The sequence below is a fragment of the Kribbella sp. C-35 genome, from assembly GCF_046549195.1.
GTDB lineage: Bacteria > Actinomycetota > Actinomycetes > Propionibacteriales > Kribbellaceae > Kribbella.
Window position 1 is genome coordinate 35392 of record NZ_JAJPWG010000001.1, and the last position, 18139, is coordinate 53530.

Below are 18139 nucleotides of genomic sequence, written 5' to 3' on the forward strand. Positions count from 1 at the left end.
GCGAGGCGGGGGCCTCAGATGCCGAGAAGCTTCTTGGCCTTCTTGACGTACGCCGGGGCGACCTCGACGGTGCCGGACAGGCGGCGCTTGCGCTTCGAGGACTTCGCCTCGGCGAGGTGGCGGACACCGGTCTGCTCACGGCGGATCTTGCCCGACCCGGTGACCCGGACGCGCTTCTTCATCCCCGAGTGGGTCTTCATCTTCGGCATGGCTGTTGTGCTCCTGATTTTCTTCGTTGACTCGATCGTCGGTACGACGGGCTCCGGCTGCCTCGGGCGGCCGGAGCGTTCCGTCACTCCGGGTCGAGGTTGTCGGCCGGACCCTTCGGCTTCTTGGTGACGCCGGCGGCGCGTTCGGCCTCGTGGGCCTGGGCCTGCTCGGCGCGTTCCGCGCGCTCCGCCTGCTCATCGGCCTCGCGCTCGGCCTTGCGCTGCGCCTTCTCGGCTTCCACGTCCACGCGCGCTTCGGACTTCTTCTTGTGCGGTCCGAGCACCATGATCATGTTCCGGCCGTCCTGACGCGGCGACGACTCGACGAAGCCGAGTTCGGTGACGTCTTCGGCCAGCCGCTGCAACAACCGGAAGCCGAGCTCCGGCCTGGACTGCTCACGACCGCGGAACATGATGGTGATCTTGACCTTGTCCCCAGCCTTCAGGAACCGCACCACGTGACCCTTCTTGGTCTCGTAGTCGTGCGGGTCGATCTTCGGCCGCAGCTTCATCTCTTTGATGACGGTGTTGGTCTGGTTCCGGCGGGACTCGCGCGCCTTCTGCGCGGTCTCGTACTTGTACTTGCCGAAATCCATCAACTTGCAGACCGGAGGCCGGGCGGTCGCGGCGACCTCGACCAGGTCGAGATCGGCTTCCTGGGCCAGCCGAAGTGCGTCCTCGATCCGAACGATGCCTACCTGCTCACCGTTCGGTCCGACCAGCCGCACCTCGGGAACGCGGATGCGCTCGTTGACGCGCAAATCAGTGGTGATGGGTCCTCCTGGGTTGAACTCGTACTGGGTGCCACCTCGCGATCGCCGCGGGCCCCGTGAATGTGCTTGGAAAACACGAAGGCCCTCGTGCGATCACACGAAGGCCCAATTCCCAGATGTACGACGGTCCAACCTTGCGGCTGGTACGCCGTACTGTCGCTGTGATCCTCCGGATGTCCTCCAGTGGCTCTCAGCGTGACCGGGACCCGCCGACTGTTCATCGACTGGGTGGGAGGTGGCCCTCCGCTTAGACTCGAACCACTGACTGTCCTGAACTATTCCGCTCAGGGGTCACCAATGGACCGGGTCGGTCGCCATGCAAGAGTAGCAGCATGACCGACGCAGATGCCACCTCACAGCCCGACCCCCTCTCGACCGCGTCCCGCGACATCGCCGAGGTCCCCGCCGTGGAGATCATCTCCACCGCCGCACTGCACCTGATGAGCGCCGCCGCGGTCAACCTCGGCCTGGCCGCGGACCTCCCCGACCACAAGGACCTCGACGAGGCCCGCTCGCTCATCGACTCGCTGGCCGGCCTCCTCGACGCCGCCGCCCCCTCACTCGGCCACCACCACGCGGCGCCGCTGAAGGATGGTCTCCGCTCCCTCCAACTCGCCTTCCGCGAAGCCAGCACCATCCAGGACGAGCCCGGCCAAGGCCCCGGCGAGAAGTACACCGGCGCGGTCTACCCCGCCACCCGCGCCTAGGCAGCTCAGCTCATGCCGGCGAAGAAGTTGAGGATGCCGGCGGGGGCGTCGAGAGCGAAGGAGATCTCCAGGTTCTGGGCGGATTCGGCGGCGGAGACTTCAGCTCGGGGGAAGAGCGCTGATTCGTAGGTCGCCAGCGCGGCCTCGGTGTCAGACATGGTGATGAGGGCGGCAGCAAGTTCGGCTCCGTCCTGCATCGCCAGATTGGCGCCTTCGCCGGCGAACGGCGACATCAGGTGGGCGGCGTCGCCGAGAAGGGTGACGCCGGGAACCCGGTCCCAGCGGTGTCCGATCGGCAAGGCGTGGATCGCGCGGGGCGTCAGATCGCCGTCAGCCTCGCGGACGAGCCGGAGGAACCGGTCGTCCCAGTCCTTGAACTCGGCCAGAACGGTCTCCTTCGTGACCTGGTCGGCCGACCAGTCCGCATCCATTCGTACGGCGGCGTACACATGCAGGCGGTCGGGCTCACGGTGCGCCAGGAAGCCGCGCCCGTCGCCGAGGGCCATCATCATCCCGCCACCGATCAGCACTGCGCTCTCGGGGTGCCGCGCCTCGGGATCGAGCAGATTCAGCTCGGCGAAGGAGAGACCCAGGTACGCCGGGGTTGCGTCCGAGACGAGTGGCCGGACCTTGGACCACGCACCATCCGCGCCGACGACCAGGTCGGCGGTGAACGTGCTCCCGTCAGCCAGCCGAACCTCTCGTGCGGCGGTGACCTCGACGACCTTCGAGCCCCACCGGATCATGCCGTCCGGCAGGCTGCCGATCAGCAGATCGCGCAGGTCCCGGCGATGCACCTCCGGGCGGCCCCGGCCCTCGTCGCCGTCCTCCGCGAGACGCAGTACGCCGTCGCGGTCGTAGATCCTCATCGACTCGGCGCCGGGCAGGATCAGCCGGAGGAAGTCGTCGTACAGACCGGCCGCGCGCAGCGCCTGCTGGCCGGAGTCTTCGTGGATGTCGAGCATGCCGCCCTGCGTGCGGGCGGTCGGTGACTCGTCCAGCTCGTAGACAACGGCTTCGATGCCGTTGACGTGCAGAATCCGGGCCAGCGTCAAACCGCCGAGACCGGCGCCGATGATCGCGATCATGCTCATTCTCCTTCTGTGCGTGGAGTGGTGAGCACTCCGTTGATCAGTGCGCGGACGCCCCAGGAGGTCCGGTCCGGTCCCGCTCCGCTCAGCAGGTCCTCCCCCAGGGCCGCGATCCGCGGATGCGTCTCGGGCCGGACCGCCCGCAAGGCGGCGGCCACGGCGTTCCATGCCTCCGGGTCGTCGCCACCCGCGTGCTCGGCAGCGGTCGAGGTGGCCAGTTGCAGCAGCAGGTCGATTCCCCAAGACGCCTGGCGGGGTGGCACGTCGCCCTCGTCGAGCAGCGCGAGGATCGACTCGACCAGCCTCAGATAGTTCTGGCCCGACGGCCGAGCGCTCACGGCCGACTGCGCGAGGCTCGGATACTCGAACAGCACCAGCGTGTACGACGCCAGCACCGCCTCGAGCCGATCCCGCCAGTCCCCGTCCGCGTCGACGGGTGACAGATCCACCGACCCGAGCAGCTCGTCGAGTACGGCGGCGTGCAGCTGGGCTGCGTTGCGGAAGTACACGTACAGCGAGGCAGGCCCCGTGTCGAGCTCCTTCGCCAGCCGCCGCATGGTGACCCGACCGAGCCCTTCGGCGCGCATCACGTCGACCGCCGCCGCCACGATCCCACGCCGCGTCAGCGCCCCCTTGGCCGGCCGCTCGCGTCGACTCTTCGGCTCATCCGTCATGTCCCCACAGTAACGAACATGTTCGTTACGAACAAGTTCGTCGAATGCGATGGTGGCGCGGCGGTCGTCCCGGGTACGGTCGGCAACCGTGGCTGCCGATGAGATTCCCGGTCCGGTTGCGAAGCTCGATGCGCGGCAGTTGCTGGTGGAGGTCAATCAGGCGAGCGGTGCTGGGCTGGAGTTCATCGGGCCGGCGGGCGGGGGCGAGGTCGGGGCCGCGTTCGTGCGGTGGCCGGACGGGCGGGACGGCGTACTGACGCGCGGATTCGGTTCCCTCGGCGACCTTCGGCGTACGGCGGAGGTTCTCGAGGCGGCGCGGCGCGGTGGGCTGCCTGTTCCGCAGTACCAGTTGCTCGCCGAACTGCCGGACGGCGTCGGCGTCGTGCAGGAGCGGCTGCCGGGCCGGCCGCCCGAGACCGTCGACCGAGCCTTGCTGGAGTCGATGATCAACCTGACCGAGCAATTCACCGGTCTGGCGCCCGATCTGGCCGTCCCGTCGATGTACCTGCTCGAGAGCGGTCCCGGCTTTTGCCTGCATGAGTCCCTTCAGCGGTACGACGACCGCACGCGGAGGCTCCTGAACTGGATCCACGAGGTCGGCCGGGACGAGCCGAGCGGCATGACCGGCGACGATCTCGTACACCTCGACTTCCACACCGGCAACGTGTTGACCGACGCCGGACGCATCACTGGCATCGTCGACTGGGACGGCATCGGCCGCGGCGACCGCCTGTTCGCACTCGTCACCCTGCGGTTCGACGCCCACGTCCGTCTCCCCGACGCAGACCTGACCTGGTACGACGAACTCCTGGACAACACCCTCAACCCCGCCGTACTGCGCCTCTACTGGGCCCACATGTCGCTACGTCAGGTCGACTGGTCGATCCGCCACCACACCCCCGCCGACACCACCCACTGGGTCGACTTCACCGAGACCTGGATGCGCTGACAACCCATTTCGGGCCTGGCCGAAACAGGCTCGACCGCGGTTCCGGCGACCCAGTTCGCGAACTAGCTTCGGTGGTGGGTCTTCACTCGGGGGGCCCTTAAGGTTAAGGGGAAACCATGCGCAAGTTTGCGATGACTGCCGCTGGAATCGCTGCCGCTGTGATCGGTACGGGCGTGGCACTGGCACCGACTGCCAGCGCGGCGACGGACGCGGCGGAGGCGACCGCGGGTACGACGGCGACCTGCCCGTCGGGCGCGGTGTGTCTGCGGGAGCCCAACGGCAGCATCCTGAGCAAGAACATCTGGTACAGCTACGGCGCGCACAACCTGTCGAACGTGACCGGGTACAAGACGACGATCAACAGCCAGACCGGCGGCGCGGGCTTCAAGATCTGCACGGCTACAACGGCACCAACTGCGGCCCGGTCTACCGCGACACCGGCGAGTACCTCCCGCACGACTACACGCCGATCAACTCGATCGTGCTCGTGAAGTAGCCGGACAACAACGAACCGGCTCCGACTTTGCAGGGTCGGAGCCGGTTCGCCGTACTGAAAAGCTAGCCCTTGACCGCGCCTTCCTCGACGCCCTTGAAGAAGAAGCGTTGCAGGGTGGCGAAGACGATCACGATCGGGATGAACGCGATCATCGTGCCGGCCGCGATCAGTCGCGGGTTGTTGCTGAACGTGCCGGACAGGTACTGCAGGCCGACGGTCAGTGTGTACTTGTCCGGATCGGTCAGCACGATCAGCGGCCAAAGGAAGTCGTCCCACGCGCCGATGAACGCGAAGATCGCAACGACGCTGATCGTTCCGCGCACCGACGGCAGACCGATGTACAGGAACCGTTGCCACGCGTTCGCCCCGTCCACGACCGCCGCCTGATCGACTTCGACCGGCAGCGACCGGAACGCGTTGTACATCAGCAAAACGTTCAGCGCACCGATCATCCCGGGCAGCGCGACCCCGAAGAGCGTGTTCGCCAGCCCGAACTCCCGGACCGTCACGTACTGCGAAATGATCGTGACCTCACCCGGCAGCACGAGTGTCGCCAGGAACAGGCCGAGGACGATCTTGCGGCCACGGAACTGCAACCGGGACAACGCGAACCCGGCCAGCGACGCGCCGATCACGTTGCCGCCGACAACCAGGAAGGCGACCACGAGCGAGTTCCGCGCGTAGTCCCAGACCGGGATGGTGTCGGTGACCTCCTTGTAGTGGTCGAACGTCGGTTGCGCCGGCAGCAGCCGCGGGATCCGGGTGTAGATGTCCTCCCCGGATCCCTTCAGCGACGTCGACAGCTGCCAGAGGAACGGCCCGATCGTGATCAGCAGCACGAACACCAGCAGGACGTACCGCGCGACCTTCTCCCGCGGCGACACCGAGTTGAACCCGGACGAACGACGCCGTCGTACCGGCGCTTCGGTAGCCACGGTCTGTTGCGGCCGATCGGTCACAGTCGTCATGCTTCGGCTCCCCGGCGGTTGAGACGGGCCAGCACCAGCATCGGTACGACGGTGACGAAGAACAGCACGATCGACAACGCCGACGCGTACCCGAGGTTGCCCTCGAAGCCCTGGCTGTACTGCTGGATCAGCATCACGACCGAGTTGTCCCGGCCACCCGGACCGCCCTTGCCGCCGCTGAGAATGAACAGTTCGGAGAACACCCGCAGCGCCGACACGGAGATCAGGATCGAGATCAGGATCATCGTCCCCCGTACGCCGGGAACCGTCACGTGCACGAACCGCCGCAACGGCCCCGCGCCATCGACCGCGGCCGCCTCGTGCAGCTCACGCCCGACGTTCCCGAGGGCGGCCAGGTAGATGATCATGTAGTACCCGAGCCCCTTCCAGATCGTCAGACTGATTGCGCTCAGCAACAACAACCACTGGTCGGACAGGAACGGCAGCGGCCCGGAGATGACCCCGAGCTTCTCGGCCAGTCCGTTGACCAGGCCGCGGTCGTCCAGGATCCACTGCCAGATCAGCGCCACCACGACCGCGGACGCCACCACCGGCGTGTAGAACGCCGTACGGAAGAACGTGATCCCGGGCAGCTTCTTCTCCACCAGTACGGCGAGGAACAGCGGCAGGATGGTGAGGAACGGCAGGCAGACCACCATGTAGATGACGCTGTTCAGCAGCGCCCACCGCAACTGCTCGTCGTGCAGCAGGGTCTCGAAGTTCTTCAGCCCGACGAAGTGGCCGCCGCCGATCGGCTTGGCGTTCGTGAACGACAGGATGACGGTGTTGATCGACGGCCACAGGTTGAAGATCAGTAACCACGTGAGTGCTGGAATCACCAGCACCCACGGGGTGAACCAACGGTTGTACCGCATTACTGCGTGAGGAGCTGGTTGGCCTTCGCCACCGCCGCGTCGAGGGCTGCCTGGGACGAGATCTTGCCGGAGATCGCCAGCGAGATCTGCTGCCCGATGAAGTCGTTGGTCGCGCCGCTGATCACCGGCGGCTGCAGCACCTTGGCCTTGGCCAGCGACTCGAACGCGAGCACCTTCGCGTCACTCTCCGGCGTACCGTCGGACTTCGAGAAGTACGGGTCGGAGGCGGACGCCTTGGTGGACGGGAAGATGTTCACGATCTTCGCGAACGCGGCTTGGTTCTCGGCGTTGGTGACGAACCGGGCGAGCGCGATCGCCGCGGCCTGGTTCTTGGTCTTCGCCGAGACCGACAGACCCTGCACGTACAGCGGCGGGGTGTCCAGCGCCGGCGACGGGACGACCTTGCCCTTCAGCGACGGGTTGTCCTTCATGAAGTCCTGGATCGCGTTGCCGCCGCCGGTGGTCCAGGCGACCTTGCCCTGGGTGAAGAGCTTGGAGTTGCCCAGGTACTCGTTGGTCAGGATGTCGCGCGGCATGTACCCGGCCTTGTAGGCGTCGCGGTACTTGTCCAGCAGCGCGGCGGCCTCGGGGGTGTTGAAGGTGAACTTCTTGCCGTCGTCGGAGAGGATCTTGATCCCGGCGTTGGTGAAGTCGCCGATGCCCGGCAGCCGGCTCATCAGGTATTCCTTGCCGCCGGTCTTGTCGTGCATCGTCTTCGCGGCCGCGAGCAGCTCGTCGAACGTCTTCGGCGGGTTCTTCACGTCCAGGCCGGCCGCGGCGAACTTGGTCGCGTTCCAGTAGTCGATGTCGGTGTTCAGGTACCACGGGTAGCCGAACGTGCCGTCCATGCCCTGGTACTGGTACGCCTGCACGCCGCCCTCGACGTACTCCTCGTTGATCTTCGGGTCCGCGGCGGCGACGTCGAGCAGCATGTTCTGCTTGGCCAGGCTGAGGGCGAAGTCGGGCGGCAGGTTCGTCACGTCCGGCAGCGAGCCGGCGGACGCCTGGCTCAGCACCTTCTTGTCGTAGCCGTCGCCGGGCTGGTCCAGCCAGGTGACGTGCGTGCCCGGGTACTTCGCCTCGAACGCCTTGATCACGCCTTCGACGTACGACGTGAACTTGGGCTTCAGCGCCCAGGTCTGGAAGCTGACCTCACCGGTCACCTGGGCGTTCGCGTCGACGGTCGGCTTGGCGCCGCCGCTGCTGCCGGAGTCCTCGGAACCGAGGCCGCAACCTGCGAGGGTGAGGGCGGCGGCGGCAAGACTTGCCACGAGCGCCGGACGGCGTCTACGCATGGGATCTCCTGGAATTGATAAACCGGTATAGCTCCCGAACTATCCACATCGTAGAATCCGCTGTCAAGGGCAGGAGGTATCACGATGGCGAGACCGACGATCGCTGACATCGCGACCAGGGCCGGGGTGTCCAAGGGTGCGGTGTCGTTCGCGCTGAACGGCCGGCCGGGGGTCAGCGACGCCACCCGCGAGCGGATCCTGAAGATCGCCGAGCAGATGAGCTGGCGGCCGCACAGCGCGGCGCGCGCGCTCGGGGCGTCGCGGGTCGACTCGGTCGGGATGGTGATCGCGCGGCCGGCGCGGACGCTCGGGGTCGAGCCGTTCTTCGCGCACCTGCTGTCCGGCGTGCAGTCGGGGCTGTCGGCGGAGTCGATCTCGCTGCAACTGCTGATCGTCGAGGACACCGCGGCCGAGATCGAGGTGTACCGGCGGTGGGCGTCGGAGCACCGGGTCGACGGCGTGATCCTGGTCGACCTGACCGTGAAGGACCCGCGGGTCGACGCGCTCAAGGCGCTCGAACTGCCGGCCGTGGTGATCGGCGGCCGCGGCGGCAAGGGCGCGCTGGCCTCGGTCTGGGCCGACGACCGCGACGCGATGCTGTCGATCGTCGAGTACCTGGCCGCCCTCGGTCACCGCCGGATCGCCCATGTCGCCGGTACGCCGAACTTCCAGCACACGCAGCGCCGGATCCGCGCCGTCCGCGACGCCGCGCCCCGGCTCGGACTGCTCGACGCCCCCTCGCTGACCACGGACTTCAGCGACGCTGAGGGCGCCGCGATCACCCGCAAGCTGCTGTCCCAGTCCGATCGCCCGACCGCGATCGTCTACGACAGCGACGTGATGGCGGTCGCGGGCCTCGGTGTCGCGATGGAGATGGGCGTCTCGGTGCCCGGCGACCTGTCGATCGTCGCGTTCGACGACTCGATCCTCACCCAGCTCATGCACCCCGCGCTGACGGCGCTGTCCCGCGATACCTTCGACTTCGGCCGCCAGGCCGCCGAGGTCCTCCTCGAGACCATCGCCGACCCCGCCGTCGTGGTGAACCGCCGCACCCCGGACCCGGTCCTCACGGTCCGCGAGTCCACCGCGCCTCCCAGCTGATCCGGACCGTAGTTGCTCTTGTGGCCTAAACCGATTTAGCATCCTCGGCATGGCTTCGGAGACCGTCACGCCCCGGTTCGGCGCGAACTACGTTCCCTCGGCGGGATGGTTCTACAGCTGGCTGGACTACGACGGCGACGCGGTACGGCGGGACTTCGCGGACCTGGCCGGGATGGGCCTGGACCACGTCCGGGTGTTCCCGGTCTGGCCGTGGATCCAGCCGAACCGGGCGATCATCCGCGAGCAGGCGATCGCCGACCTGCTGGACACGATCGACGCCGCCGCGGAGCACGGCCTGTCCGTCGCGGTCGACCTGATCCAGGGGCACCTGTCCAGCTTCGACTTCCTCCCGTCGTGGGTGCTGACCTGGCACAAGAGCAGCCTGTTCGAGGACAGCACGGTCCGCGACGGTCTCACGGCGTACGTCGAGGCCGTGGCGGGCGCGGTCGCGACGAAGCCGAACGTCTTCGCGATCACGCTCGGCAACGAGGTCAACAACCTCTGGCCGGACAGCTCCACCACGCCCGAGGCGTCGACCGCGTGGGCGCAGGAGTTGCTGACGACGGTGAAGAAGGCGGCACCCGACGTACTCGCCCTGCACTCGGTCTTCGACGACGCCTGGTACAAGGGCGACCATCCGTTCCACCCCGCCGACGCGGTGGACCTGGGCGACCTGACCACTGTCCACTCGTGGGTTTTCAACGGGGTCTCACGAGTGGACGGTCCCCTGGGTCCGGCCACGCTCACCCACGCCGACTACCTGATCGAGCTCGCGAAGTCCCTCGACCCGCAGCGGCCGGTCTGGCTCCAGGAGATCGGCGTACCTGGGCCGGACATCCCCGTCGACCTGCAGGCCGAGTTCACCCGGCGGACCGTCGAGACCGTCCTCCCTAACCCGGCCCTGTACGGCGTGACGTGGTGGTCCTCGCACGACATCGACCGGCGGCTGCTCGACTTCCCGGACCGCGAGTACGACCTCGGCCTGTTCACGGTCGACCACCAGCGCAAACCGGCCGCACAGGCGCTCGCGGACGTGATCGCCGAGGTGCGGGCGAACGGCGTACTGCCGCAAGAAGCCGGCACGCTGACCGGGCCGATCAACCTGCGCACCGAGCCGGAACGTCGCGCGGAAGTTGCCCCCGGCAGCGAATTCCACCTGCAGTGGGTCGATGCCCGCAGCAACGGACCGGTGCGGATCGCCTTACCCTAGGGCGTCTTCGCGATCAGTACGTCGATGCCGTCGAGGATGCGGGCGAGACCGAACTCGAGGTCGTCGTCGAGCTCGTCCTCGTACTCCTGGTTGAGATAGAGCGACACCAGTGTCGGATACCCGCCCTCCATCAGCCGCGGGACGAGGAACTGACCGACCTGCTCCGCCTGCACCGGCGCGTGATCGGCCGCCCCGAGCTGCCGCGCCAGGCCGGCGTAGTTCCGCGCGTACCCGTCCAGCAGGACCAGGCACCCGAGGTTGTCGTGCTGACTGAGCCCGGTCTCCGCTAGCGCCGCTAGCATCACCTCGACCCAGCGCAACAGGTTCGGCGTGACAGGCGCGCCGCGGATCGGTACGTCGAGCAGCCACGGGCGCTCCTCGTACAACTTGACCTGCGCGTCCACCCACGCGATCGCCGCCGCACGCCAGCCGGACGGCAGCTCCGGGGGCAGCCCGACCGCCTTGTCGTGGACCAGGACGATCAGCTCTTCCTTGGACCGGACGTAGCGGTACATCGCGTTCGTGGTGACGCCCAGGTGCGCCGCGATCCGCTGCAACGAGATCGCCTCGAACCCGTACCGGTCGCCGAACTCGATGCCGGTGGCCACGATCTGCTCGATCGACAGCGCCGGCTTCGGCCCGCGCCGCTGCACCGGCAGCACGCCCCACGAGAGGGCGAGCCCCGGCGGCAGTTCCCCGCGGTCCTCGGTCATACCTCCCATCCTGCCTGATGTACCCCCAGGAACAGGGGTGCTAGCACCACCTCGAAACGGGTCCTGAGCACCGCGCGGGGATAACTGTTCAATCCTTACGCTGTTTTGTGTCAGAACAACCCCGAAAGGACCTCCTCTCATGAACACGATCCTCGAAGCCCTGTTGACGCCGGACCAGGTCCAGCTCACCGACGCCGACCGGCGCGCCGCGATCGCCAAGCTGGACAGCGCCGTACGGCAGGCCGCACTCACCCCGTCCCAGGCGAGTGACCGGCACGAGCAGGTGCTCGCGGCCCGGACCCGCGGCGAGCTCCGGGGCATCCTGTCCGGCGTCGCGAACGCAGCACCTCCCCGCGGGCTGACGGTGGCACTCCAGGCCGTCACTGGTGTCTGGCTGGTCGCCTGTGTGGTCCAGTTCGTGGTCTGGCTGGCGCTGGCGGTCTTCGGTCACTTCGACGGCCCGTGGTGGCTCTGGTCGGACCTCGGCCTCGGTGCGATCGTGGCGATCCTGTGGTGGACCAACGAGACCTACCACCGCAAGACCGACGTACTGGTCGCACCGTGAGCGCCCCGGTGCAACTGGACGATGTCCGTAAGGTCTACGGCACCGGACCCGGCGCGGTCGACGCGCTGGCCGGTGTGACCTACGGCTTCGTCGCCGGCAGCTTCACTGCGGTGATGGGCCCGTCGGGCTCCGGCAAGAGCACACTGCTGCACTGCGCGGCCGGTCTGGACACTCCGACGGCCGGTGACGTCCAGCTGGCCGGCCGGTCGCTGCGCGGCCTCGACGAGACCTCGCTGACCGAGCTGCGCCGCGAGCACGTCGCGTTCGTCTTCCAGTCGTTCAACCTGATGCCGGCGCTGACGGTGCGGCAGAACGTCGTACTCCCGATGACGCTGGCCGGCAAGCAGCCGGACGACGCCTGGGTGACCGAGGTCATCCGGCGGGTCGGCCTCGGCGAGCGCGTCAAGCACCGGCCGAGCGAACTGTCCGGCGGTCAGCAGCAGCGGGTGGCGATCGCCCGGGCCCTCGCCGGCCGGACCGCGATCACGTTCGCCGATGAGCCGACCGGCGCACTGGACACCACCACCGCCCTCGAGGTCCTGACGCTGCTCCGCGACCAGTCCCGCGAGCTCGGCCAGACCATCGCGATGGTCACCCACGATCCCGTCGCAGCGTCGTACGCCGACCGCGTCGTGTTCCTCGTCGACGGCCAAATCGTCGCCGAAACCACCCACCCCACCCCCGAAACCGTCGCCGCCGAACTCGCCCACCTGAGCACCACCCGCCGCCCGAAGCCCGCCTGACTCACCCACCGCACCCTGCGTCTCGTCCAGCTAACCCACCGCACCGAGGGAGACCAGCTCATGTTCCGCCTCGCCGTCACCACGCTCCGGTACCGGACCGCCGCCTTTCTCGCGATCTTCGTCGCGGTCCTGCTCGGCGGGGCGCTGCTCAGCGCCGCCGGCGGGCTTCTCGAAACCGGCCTCCGCCTGAACGCCCCACCCCAACGACTGTCCGCGGCCCCGATCGTGGTCACCGGCGACGCCGCCTACCACCCACCCAACGGCAGCGGCTCCGCCCCTTTCCCGGAACGCCACCGCATCGACCCCACCCTCGTCACTAAGCTCGCCGGTACGCCAGGAGTACGAGCGACCCTCGCAGACCGCTCCTTCCCAGCCGTCGTCACCTCGACCACCCCGGGCACGCCCAGCCGATCCGGAACGCCTCGCGGAACCACCACCCCCGGCTCGGGTGGCGCGGGTGCGGTGCTTTCTGGGCACGCGTGGAGTTCGGCTGCGCTCACGCCGTACCAACTGACTACCGGGCGGGCGCCGCGGGCTGGGCAGGTAGTGCTGGACAACCGGTTGGCGGGTGCCGCGAAGCCCGGCGATCGGGTGACTGTGACCGTCGGCGGCGAGCCGCGCACCTTCACCCTCGCAGGCATCGCGGTCGCCCAGCACCAGGTCGACGTACCGTCGATCTTCTTCGCCGACGCTGACACCCCGGAGGGCGTGGATGCGATCGGGGTGTTCCCGGCGGACGATACGTCGGTACGGGAGCTCGCGAAGCGGCTCGATCTGCCGACAGGCGTGAAGGCGTACACGGGAGACGAGCGCGGCGTCGCGGAGTTCTCGGGGATCGCGACGGGTCTGCCGCTGATCATCATGTCCGGCGTCTTCGGTGGGATGGTGGCTGTGGTGATGGCGCTCGTGATCTCGGCCACGATCGGGCTGTCGGTGCGCCAGCGCCGCCGCGAGCTAGCGCTGCTCCGAGCCAGCGGCGCGACCCCGCGGCAGGTCGGCAAGATGGTGATCGCCGAGACCATGGTCGTCGGTGTGATCGGGCTCGTCCTCGGCCTGCTGTGCGGCCGGATCGCCGGTACCTGGATCTTCGGAATGCTGGCCGACGGCGGGATCGTGCCGTCACAGCTGCGGTTCGACCAGGGCCCGCTCCCGTTCGCCGGTGCCACCGTGCTCGCGTTCGCCGTACTGCGGGTGACGGTCGGTTTCGCCGCCGGACGGGCCGCCCGGATCCGCCCGATCCAGGCGCTGGCCGAGGCCGCCGTACCGAACGTGGCGCTGAGCCGGGTGCGGATCATCATCGGTCTCGTCTTCGCCGGTGCGACAGCGGCGATCGCGTTGTCCACGCCGTTCATGGGCCCGGCCAACGCTGCGGCGATCGGCGGGCCGGCCGGCCTCACCGGGTCGATCGCGGTCGCGGTCCTCGCGCCGCTGGTGATCCAGCGGGCGCTGCTCCCCCGCATCACCCGGCTGGTCGAGAAGCGCGGAACCAGCGGAACGCTCGCGGTCATCAACCTGCGGGTCCGCGCAGTGCAGTTCGGCGCGATCCTGGTCCCGATCACCATCGCGACGGCGATTGCCATCGGCAACATCTACTCGCAGACGACCCAGCAGCAGGCCGCCGTCGACGCGTTCACCAAGAACCTGTCCGGCGACGTGGTGATCACCTCCACCTCGGGCGGTATCCCAGCATCGCTGACCGACGCGGCCCGGTCGATGCCAGGAGTCACCGCAGTGTCGGAACTGGTCCGCAGCAAGGGCTGGATCGAGGAGCCGTACGACAAGTCGCACACCAGCGACGCCTGGCCGCTGCTCGGCCTGAGCGGTCCGGTGTACACGGGAAAGGTGAAGCAGGGTTCGCTGGACGACCTGACCGGTGACAGCGTGGCGCTCCCGCCGGGTACGGCGAAGAAGCTCAAGGTCGGCGTCGGCTCGGAGATCGGGGTCCGCCTGGGTGACAACGCCCTCGTCAAGGTCAAGGTTGTCGCCCTTGTCGAGGGACCGTCCGGCTACGAGTCCCTTCTGCTCCCGGCGCCACTGCTGGCCGCCCACACGACCAGCGGCCTGCCGAGCCAGCTCCTGCTGAAGACCAGCACCAAGCTGCACCCGGACCTGTCGAAGTGGCCGGGTACGACGATCGGTGGACGCGAACTGCTCGGTGAAGGCTTGGACACCGGGCTCGGCGTGGACGCCTGGATCGGCTATCTGCTCGCCGCCATCGCGGTCGCGTACACGGCGATCGCGTCGATCAACACGATCGCGGTCGCGGTGCTGGACCGGCGGCGCGAGTTCGGACTGCAACGGCTGACCGGGTCGACCCGGCGGGAGGTGTCGTGGATGCTGACGCTCGAAGGGTTGCTGATCGCGGCGCTCGGACTGGTCGCCGGGCTGGTCACCGCAGCGTTCACCGTGTTCCCGATCGCGCTGGCGACCCGCGGCTGGCCGATCCCGTCCGGACCGGTCTGGATCCTGGTCGCCTGGATCGCGGTGGTTCTGCTCCTGGTGCTTCCGACCACCGCGATTACCGGCCGGATCGCGATGCGCCCGAAGCCCATGGACGCGCTCAGCTCCCCAGTGGGCTGACCTTTCCGGAAAGAAAACGTCACCTGGCGACAGATTGTTTCCGGAAAGAGGGCGTGCCGGTCGGCTCAGGTGCTGGAGGGGTCTGAGCCGGCCGGTTCGATCCACGCGTAGCCGCCGTCTTCCAGTCGGACTACCTGGAGGCCGGCGGCCAGACGTCGTACGTCGTCGGTCTCGATCACGCTCGCGGCCGGGCCGGCGATGTCCAGCACAATCGCGGCCGCGCCTTCCTGGATCGCGGCGGTGGCGACCAGCTGCGCCTGAGCCGGCATCGGGCGCGCGTCCGGACTCCAGCGGGTCAGTGCCTCGGTGCCCGTGAACGCGAGCAGCGCGTTCCGCCCGTCCTGTCCCTGGAGCAGCGCGACGGCCATGTCCGACGTCTTGTCGTGCGCCAACCCGTTCTCGTCGTACTCGACCTCGCCGAGCATCGCGACCACCGGCACCAGCAGCCGTGCCTTGGTCAGCGCCGCCAGCACCGCTCCCCCGTCCCCGCCGGCGAGCGCGTGAGCCAGCGCCGGGTCCGCCGACCCGTCGTCGTTGTCGAACCCGGTGAACGCCAGTCGCCGCTCTGGTTGCATGCCTGCATTGTCGCCGGACCCGGACCGCCGCCACTCATCAACCCCCGGATCTCCAGGCCATCACAACTGCGCGACGCAAGCGGTTGCCGCGCTCACGCCGGGGTCCGGGCGCCGATTGTGATGGCCTGGGGATCGGCAATCCTCTTTCAGGGGTGGGTCAGGGCTGTTCCCCTCTTGGATCGCGCGCCAACTGTGCGAGCCTGGGTATGTGCCTGACTTCAACGATTTGACGCTGCTGCCGTTCTGCGTAGGCCTCACGCTGCTCGGTCTGATCGGCTCGTGGTTCGCCTGGCGGCGCCGCGGGATCGCGGCCGGCACGCGCGGTGTGGCCTGGTCCCTGCTGCCGGTCTCGCTGTACCTGACCGGTCTGCTGGAACTGGTCTGGGACGTGGTCCGCTCCTCCGTGAGCTGGGTCACCCACCTGATCTTCTCGCCGACCGTGTGGTCCGGAGTCGCGCTGTTCGGCGTCTCGGTCGTGCTGTACGTCGTCTCGGGTGTGGCCCGGGGCCGCGGCGGGAACCAGAAGGCACAGAAGAAACCCGCCTCGCCCGCGGGAGAGCTGACGTCAACAGGCCCGGAGCCCGCGTCGGCCACCACCGCCAAAGCTGCCAAGCCGTCAAAGGGGAAGGCGAAGCAGCAGGAATCGTCGGAGTTCGACGAGATCGAGGACATCCTGAAGCGCCATGGAATCAACTGACAAGGCCCTTGACCAAGGCCCGAACCCCCTGACCATCGACTCGCTGCTGGACAACGTCCAGGCCGGTGCGCCGCGCCTCGGCAGGACCAGGCTGATCGGTATCGACGGCCCCGCCGGATCCGGCAAGACCACCGTCGCCGCCGCCCTCGAGGCCCGCGCCAAGGCCCGCGACCTGAACACGTACGTCATCCACATGGACGACCTGTACGACGGCTGGGCCGGAGCCGAACGCGGCTTCGCGCTGCTCCGCGATCACGTCCTGCAACGGCTGGCCGACGGCCGCGAAGGACGGTACCGGCGGTACGACTGGTACCAGGGCGCGTACGCCGAGCTGCACGTCGTACCGAACACCGTGGACCTGCTGATCGTCGAAGGTGTCACCGCCTGCGACCGGGACGCGGCGCACTGGCAGGCATTGCGGCTCTGGGTCGAGACGTCGAACGAGGTCCGCCTGGACCGCGGCATCGAACGCGACGGCGAGGCCCTTCGCGACCACTGGCTCGAGTGGATGCGCTGGGAACGCGACCACTTCGCCGACCAGGCCACCCGCTCCCGCGCCCACGTCATCGTCGACGGCGACCCGTCGACACCTTTCGACCCGGCGCTCGAACTCGTCACGAAGTCGGTCGCGCTACCGCCTCACGACTCAGCCGCTTCCTGACTGAGATCAACCGCGCCCGCGGGTGGTGTGTCCACTCGCCCGCAGGCGCTTCCGCGAGGAACTTCGCGCGGAGTTCCGCGATGTAGTCGTCGCCGCGCGCCAGAGCGAGCGCGCGCAACGGGCCGGCGTGGTTGGCGGCATCGAAGTACGCCGCCGCGCCGGGATGGGTCATCGGGAACGGAAGGTGTACGTCGCGCTCGATCAGCGCACCGTCGAGGGCCGGGATCAGACCGTCCTCCCAGGAACTGTCACGCCCGGCGTCGATCACCTTGTCCAGAACGGCGAACGGACCGGTGTCTTCCGTGTTCACGGGCCAGTAGACGACGCACAGGCGGCCGGCGGGCCCGAGTACCTCGTACCAGGACCGGATCGCGGTGACAGGATCGGGGAGCTGCTGGAGGCCGAAGACGGAGACCACAGCCGCGGCAGACCAGGCTGGGTCCAGCGTCATGGCATCTCCTTGGACGACCTCGACCAGCGGGTTTCCGGCAGCCCGGAAGCGGGCCAGGCGGACCATCCCGGCGGACAGGTCGATGCCGACGATCCGGCGGCCGGGAAACCGTGGCGCTAGCAGTGCTAGCTCGGGAAATGTCCCGCAGCACGGCACCAGGATCGGACCATCCGGTACGTCGTGGAGCTCGTCGACGGCGGCCCGGACCCAGGGGGCGAAGCGTGGGACGAAGTACGTTTCGTAGCCCTCGGCCGCCTCGTCCCAGCTCCGGGCGAGACGCGCGAGGCGGTCCGTCACGACGGCAGCCCGTCCCAGCTGTGGGCCCGCGCGCGGCGGTCCGTCACAGCTGGAGTCCGTCCCAGGACCAGCGCGGGACGGGCTGGTCGTCGGTGATGTCCTCGGTGCGGTGGCGGTACATCGTGTTGAAGGTCGCCCAGGCGAAGTAGTCGTGCAGCGCGGACCGGGTCCGCTCGTCGTCGATGCCGGCCGCGATCACCGCCTCGTCGAAGCAGGCGATCGCGCGGTGGTTCATCTCGACGTGCTCGCCGTTCCCGGCATGCAGGCGCTGCACCGACGCCTCGTCGCCGTACGCCTCGGTGTAGGCAGGCGGTCCGCCCAGAGCTTCGCCCCAGTACGCCGCCAGCCGCTCGGTGTGATCCGGCTTCGCCCCGCCGTGGAACGCGTGGCTGACAACCTCGTCCGCCATCACCCGCTCGTGCCACTCAGCCGCCAGCCGTACCATGCCTTCGGCCCCACCCGCCGCTTCGTAAACGGTCTCCATACGACGCAACAGTGCCGCAGTCGTC

At 68.4% G+C, this 18139-nt stretch carries 21 protein-coding genes; 10 read left to right on the forward strand and 11 right to left on the reverse strand.

All coding sequences use genetic code 11. The features are described from left to right. Positions 1-14: 14 nt before the first annotated feature. Together rpmI and infC are read right to left on the reverse strand one after the other, a co-directional pair. Positions 15-209, reverse strand: coding sequence for a 50S ribosomal protein L35 (rpmI, locus tag ACLJOO_RS00150; protein WP_130383713.1), 195 nt, complete (start codon positions 207-209; stop codon positions 15-17). Between the two features lie 83 nt (positions 210-292). Beyond that, entirely contained in the window at positions 293-970 is a 678-nt protein-coding gene (gene infC / locus ACLJOO_RS00155; protein ID WP_410784681.1) for a translation initiation factor IF-3, read from the reverse strand. A gap of 344 nt (positions 971-1314) precedes the next feature. Here infC and ACLJOO_RS00160 point away from each other — a divergent pair, with 344 nt between their 5' ends. Continuing rightward, entirely contained in the window at positions 1315-1689 is a 375-nt protein-coding gene (locus ACLJOO_RS00160) for a DUF1844 domain-containing protein (protein ID WP_410784682.1), read from the forward strand. A 5-nt stretch (positions 1690-1694) separates the two neighbouring features. Here ACLJOO_RS00160 and ACLJOO_RS00165 read toward each other — a convergent pair whose 3' ends face one another. Together ACLJOO_RS00165 and ACLJOO_RS00170 are read right to left on the reverse strand one after the other, a co-directional pair. Next, a complete protein-coding gene (locus tag ACLJOO_RS00165) occupies positions 1695-2777 on the reverse strand; it encodes an FAD-dependent oxidoreductase (protein ID WP_410784683.1) in 1083 nt (360 codons plus the stop codon). A gap of 2 nt (positions 2778-2779) precedes the next feature. Further along, positions 2780-3454 (reverse strand): TetR/AcrR family transcriptional regulator, encoded by a 675-nt coding sequence (locus tag ACLJOO_RS00170; RefSeq protein WP_410784684.1) that lies wholly within the window; start codon positions 3452-3454, stop codon positions 2780-2782. 88 nt (positions 3455-3542) lie between these two features. On the opposite strand from ACLJOO_RS00170, the gene ACLJOO_RS00175 reads away from it, so the two are divergent. Then, complete coding sequence (locus tag ACLJOO_RS00175; RefSeq protein ID WP_410784685.1) at positions 3543-4403, forward strand: phosphotransferase enzyme family protein; 861 nt, start codon at positions 3543-3545, stop codon at positions 4401-4403. 116 nt (positions 4404-4519) lie between these two features. Next, a complete protein-coding gene (locus ACLJOO_RS00180) occupies positions 4520-4894 on the forward strand; it encodes a hypothetical protein (RefSeq protein ID WP_410784686.1) in 375 nt (124 codons plus the stop codon). 67 nt (positions 4895-4961) lie between these two features. Here the strand turns inward: ACLJOO_RS00180 and ACLJOO_RS00185 are convergent, their stop codons facing one another. The 3 genes from ACLJOO_RS00185 to ACLJOO_RS00195 are packed head-to-tail and all read right to left on the reverse strand — an operon-like array spanning position 4962 to position 8037. Next, positions 4962-5867 (reverse strand): carbohydrate ABC transporter permease, encoded by a 906-nt coding sequence (locus ACLJOO_RS00185; RefSeq protein WP_410784687.1) that lies wholly within the window; start codon positions 5865-5867, stop codon positions 4962-4964. Further along, a complete protein-coding gene (locus ACLJOO_RS00190; RefSeq protein ID WP_410784688.1) occupies positions 5864-6742 on the reverse strand; it encodes a carbohydrate ABC transporter permease in 879 nt (292 codons plus the stop codon). Before ACLJOO_RS00190 ends, ACLJOO_RS00185 begins: the two co-directional genes overlap by 4 nt. After that, complete coding sequence (locus ACLJOO_RS00195) at positions 6742-8037, reverse strand: ABC transporter substrate-binding protein (RefSeq protein WP_410784689.1); 1296 nt, start codon at positions 8035-8037, stop codon at positions 6742-6744. Before ACLJOO_RS00195 ends, ACLJOO_RS00190 begins: the two co-directional genes overlap by 1 nt. 84 nt (positions 8038-8121) lie before the next feature. Between ACLJOO_RS00195 and ACLJOO_RS00200 the strand changes: the two genes are divergently transcribed. Both ACLJOO_RS00200 and ACLJOO_RS00205 read left to right on the forward strand, forming a co-directional pair. Further along, the gene (locus ACLJOO_RS00200; RefSeq protein ID WP_410784690.1) at positions 8122-9138 is read left to right on the forward strand and encodes a LacI family DNA-binding transcriptional regulator; all 1017 of its coding nucleotides are present in this window, start codon (positions 8122-8124) and stop codon (positions 9136-9138) included. Between the two features lie 49 nt (positions 9139-9187). Beyond that, positions 9188-10348 carry a glycoside hydrolase 5 family protein gene (locus ACLJOO_RS00205; protein ID WP_410784691.1) on the forward strand — a complete coding sequence of 387 codons (1161 nt, stop codon included), beginning with the start codon at positions 9188-9190 and terminating at the stop codon, positions 10346-10348. Here the strand turns inward: ACLJOO_RS00205 and ACLJOO_RS00210 are convergent. After that, positions 10345-11061 (reverse strand): TetR/AcrR family transcriptional regulator, encoded by a 717-nt coding sequence (locus tag ACLJOO_RS00210; RefSeq protein ID WP_410784692.1) that lies wholly within the window; start codon positions 11059-11061, stop codon positions 10345-10347. The genes ACLJOO_RS00205 and ACLJOO_RS00210 overlap by 4 nt on opposite strands. Before the next feature lie 139 nt (positions 11062-11200). Between ACLJOO_RS00210 and ACLJOO_RS00215 the strand changes: the two genes are divergently transcribed. Genes ACLJOO_RS00215 through ACLJOO_RS00225 form a run of 3 tightly spaced genes read left to right on the forward strand, consistent with a single transcriptional unit; the run spans position 11201 to position 14949 of the window. Beyond that, positions 11201-11626 carry a DUF1707 domain-containing protein gene (locus ACLJOO_RS00215; protein WP_410784693.1) on the forward strand — a complete coding sequence of 142 codons (426 nt, stop codon included), beginning with the start codon at positions 11201-11203 and terminating at the stop codon, positions 11624-11626. Continuing rightward, positions 11623-12369: an ABC transporter ATP-binding protein gene (locus ACLJOO_RS00220; protein WP_410784694.1), complete on the forward strand. Its 747-nt coding sequence runs from the start codon at positions 11623-11625 to the stop codon at positions 12367-12369. The genes ACLJOO_RS00215 and ACLJOO_RS00220 overlap by 4 nt, the downstream gene beginning before the upstream one ends. A gap of 60 nt (positions 12370-12429) precedes the next feature. Beyond that, entirely contained in the window at positions 12430-14949 is a 2520-nt protein-coding gene (locus ACLJOO_RS00225) for an ABC transporter permease (protein WP_410784695.1), read from the forward strand. 65 nt (positions 14950-15014) lie between these two features. Here the strand turns inward: ACLJOO_RS00225 and ACLJOO_RS00230 are convergent, their stop codons facing one another. Further along, positions 15015-15524 (reverse strand): SseB family protein, encoded by a 510-nt coding sequence (locus tag ACLJOO_RS00230; RefSeq protein WP_410784696.1) that lies wholly within the window; start codon positions 15522-15524, stop codon positions 15015-15017. A 208-nt stretch (positions 15525-15732) separates the two neighbouring features. Between ACLJOO_RS00230 and ACLJOO_RS00235 the strand changes: the two genes are divergently transcribed. Beyond that, the gene (locus tag ACLJOO_RS00235) at positions 15733-16221 is read left to right on the forward strand and encodes a hypothetical protein (RefSeq protein ID WP_410784697.1); all 489 of its coding nucleotides are present in this window, start codon (positions 15733-15735) and stop codon (positions 16219-16221) included. Beyond that, the gene (locus ACLJOO_RS00240; RefSeq protein WP_410784698.1) at positions 16208-16882 is read left to right on the forward strand and encodes a uridine kinase; all 675 of its coding nucleotides are present in this window, start codon (positions 16208-16210) and stop codon (positions 16880-16882) included. Before ACLJOO_RS00235 ends, ACLJOO_RS00240 begins: the two co-directional genes overlap by 14 nt. On the opposite strand, the gene ACLJOO_RS00245 is transcribed toward ACLJOO_RS00240, so the two are convergent. After that, positions 16836-17630, reverse strand: coding sequence for a class I SAM-dependent methyltransferase (locus ACLJOO_RS00245; protein WP_410784699.1), 795 nt, complete (start codon positions 17628-17630; stop codon positions 16836-16838). The genes ACLJOO_RS00240 and ACLJOO_RS00245 overlap by 47 nt on opposite strands. Before the next feature lie 43 nt (positions 17631-17673). Continuing rightward, entirely contained in the window at positions 17674-18114 is a 441-nt protein-coding gene (locus ACLJOO_RS00250; protein ID WP_410784700.1) for an oxidoreductase, read from the reverse strand. Between the last annotated feature and the right edge of the window lie 25 nt (positions 18115-18139).

Coding starts and splice junctions, on each gene's coding strand:
- rpmI (WP_130383713.1), bottom strand. CDS start 209: ATGCCGAAGATGAAGACCCACTCGGGGATGAAGAAGCGCGTCCGGGTC.
- ACLJOO_RS00160 (WP_410784682.1), top strand. CDS start 1,315: ATGACCGACGCAGATGCCACCTCACAGCCCGACCCCCTCTCGACCGCG.
- ACLJOO_RS00165 (WP_410784683.1), bottom strand. CDS start 2,777: ATGATCGCGATCATCGGCGCCGGTCTCGGCGGTTTGACGCTGGCCCGG.
- ACLJOO_RS00170 (WP_410784684.1), bottom strand. CDS start 3,454: ATGACGGATGAGCCGAAGAGTCGACGCGAGCGGCCGGCCAAGGGGGCG.
- ACLJOO_RS00180 (WP_410784686.1), top strand. CDS start 4,520: ATGCGCAAGTTTGCGATGACTGCCGCTGGAATCGCTGCCGCTGTGATC.
- ACLJOO_RS00185 (WP_410784687.1), bottom strand. CDS start 5,867: ATGACGACTGTGACCGATCGGCCGCAACAGACCGTGGCTACCGAAGCG.
- ACLJOO_RS00190 (WP_410784688.1), bottom strand. CDS start 6,742: ATGCGGTACAACCGTTGGTTCACCCCGTGGGTGCTGGTGATTCCAGCA.
- ACLJOO_RS00195 (WP_410784689.1), bottom strand. CDS start 8,037: ATGCGTAGACGCCGTCCGGCGCTCGTGGCAAGTCTTGCCGCCGCCGCC.
- ACLJOO_RS00200 (WP_410784690.1), top strand. CDS start 8,122: ATGGCGAGACCGACGATCGCTGACATCGCGACCAGGGCCGGGGTGTCC.
- ACLJOO_RS00205 (WP_410784691.1), top strand. CDS start 9,188: ATGGCTTCGGAGACCGTCACGCCCCGGTTCGGCGCGAACTACGTTCCC.
- ACLJOO_RS00210 (WP_410784692.1), bottom strand. CDS start 11,061: ATGACCGAGGACCGCGGGGAACTGCCGCCGGGGCTCGCCCTCTCGTGG.
- ACLJOO_RS00215 (WP_410784693.1), top strand. CDS start 11,201: ATGAACACGATCCTCGAAGCCCTGTTGACGCCGGACCAGGTCCAGCTC.
- ACLJOO_RS00225 (WP_410784695.1), top strand. CDS start 12,430: ATGTTCCGCCTCGCCGTCACCACGCTCCGGTACCGGACCGCCGCCTTT.
- ACLJOO_RS00230 (WP_410784696.1), bottom strand. CDS start 15,524: ATGCAACCAGAGCGGCGACTGGCGTTCACCGGGTTCGACAACGACGAC.
- ACLJOO_RS00240 (WP_410784698.1), top strand. CDS start 16,208: ATGGAATCAACTGACAAGGCCCTTGACCAAGGCCCGAACCCCCTGACC.
- ACLJOO_RS00250 (WP_410784700.1), bottom strand. CDS start 18,114: ATGGAGACCGTTTACGAAGCGGCGGGTGGGGCCGAAGGCATGGTACGG.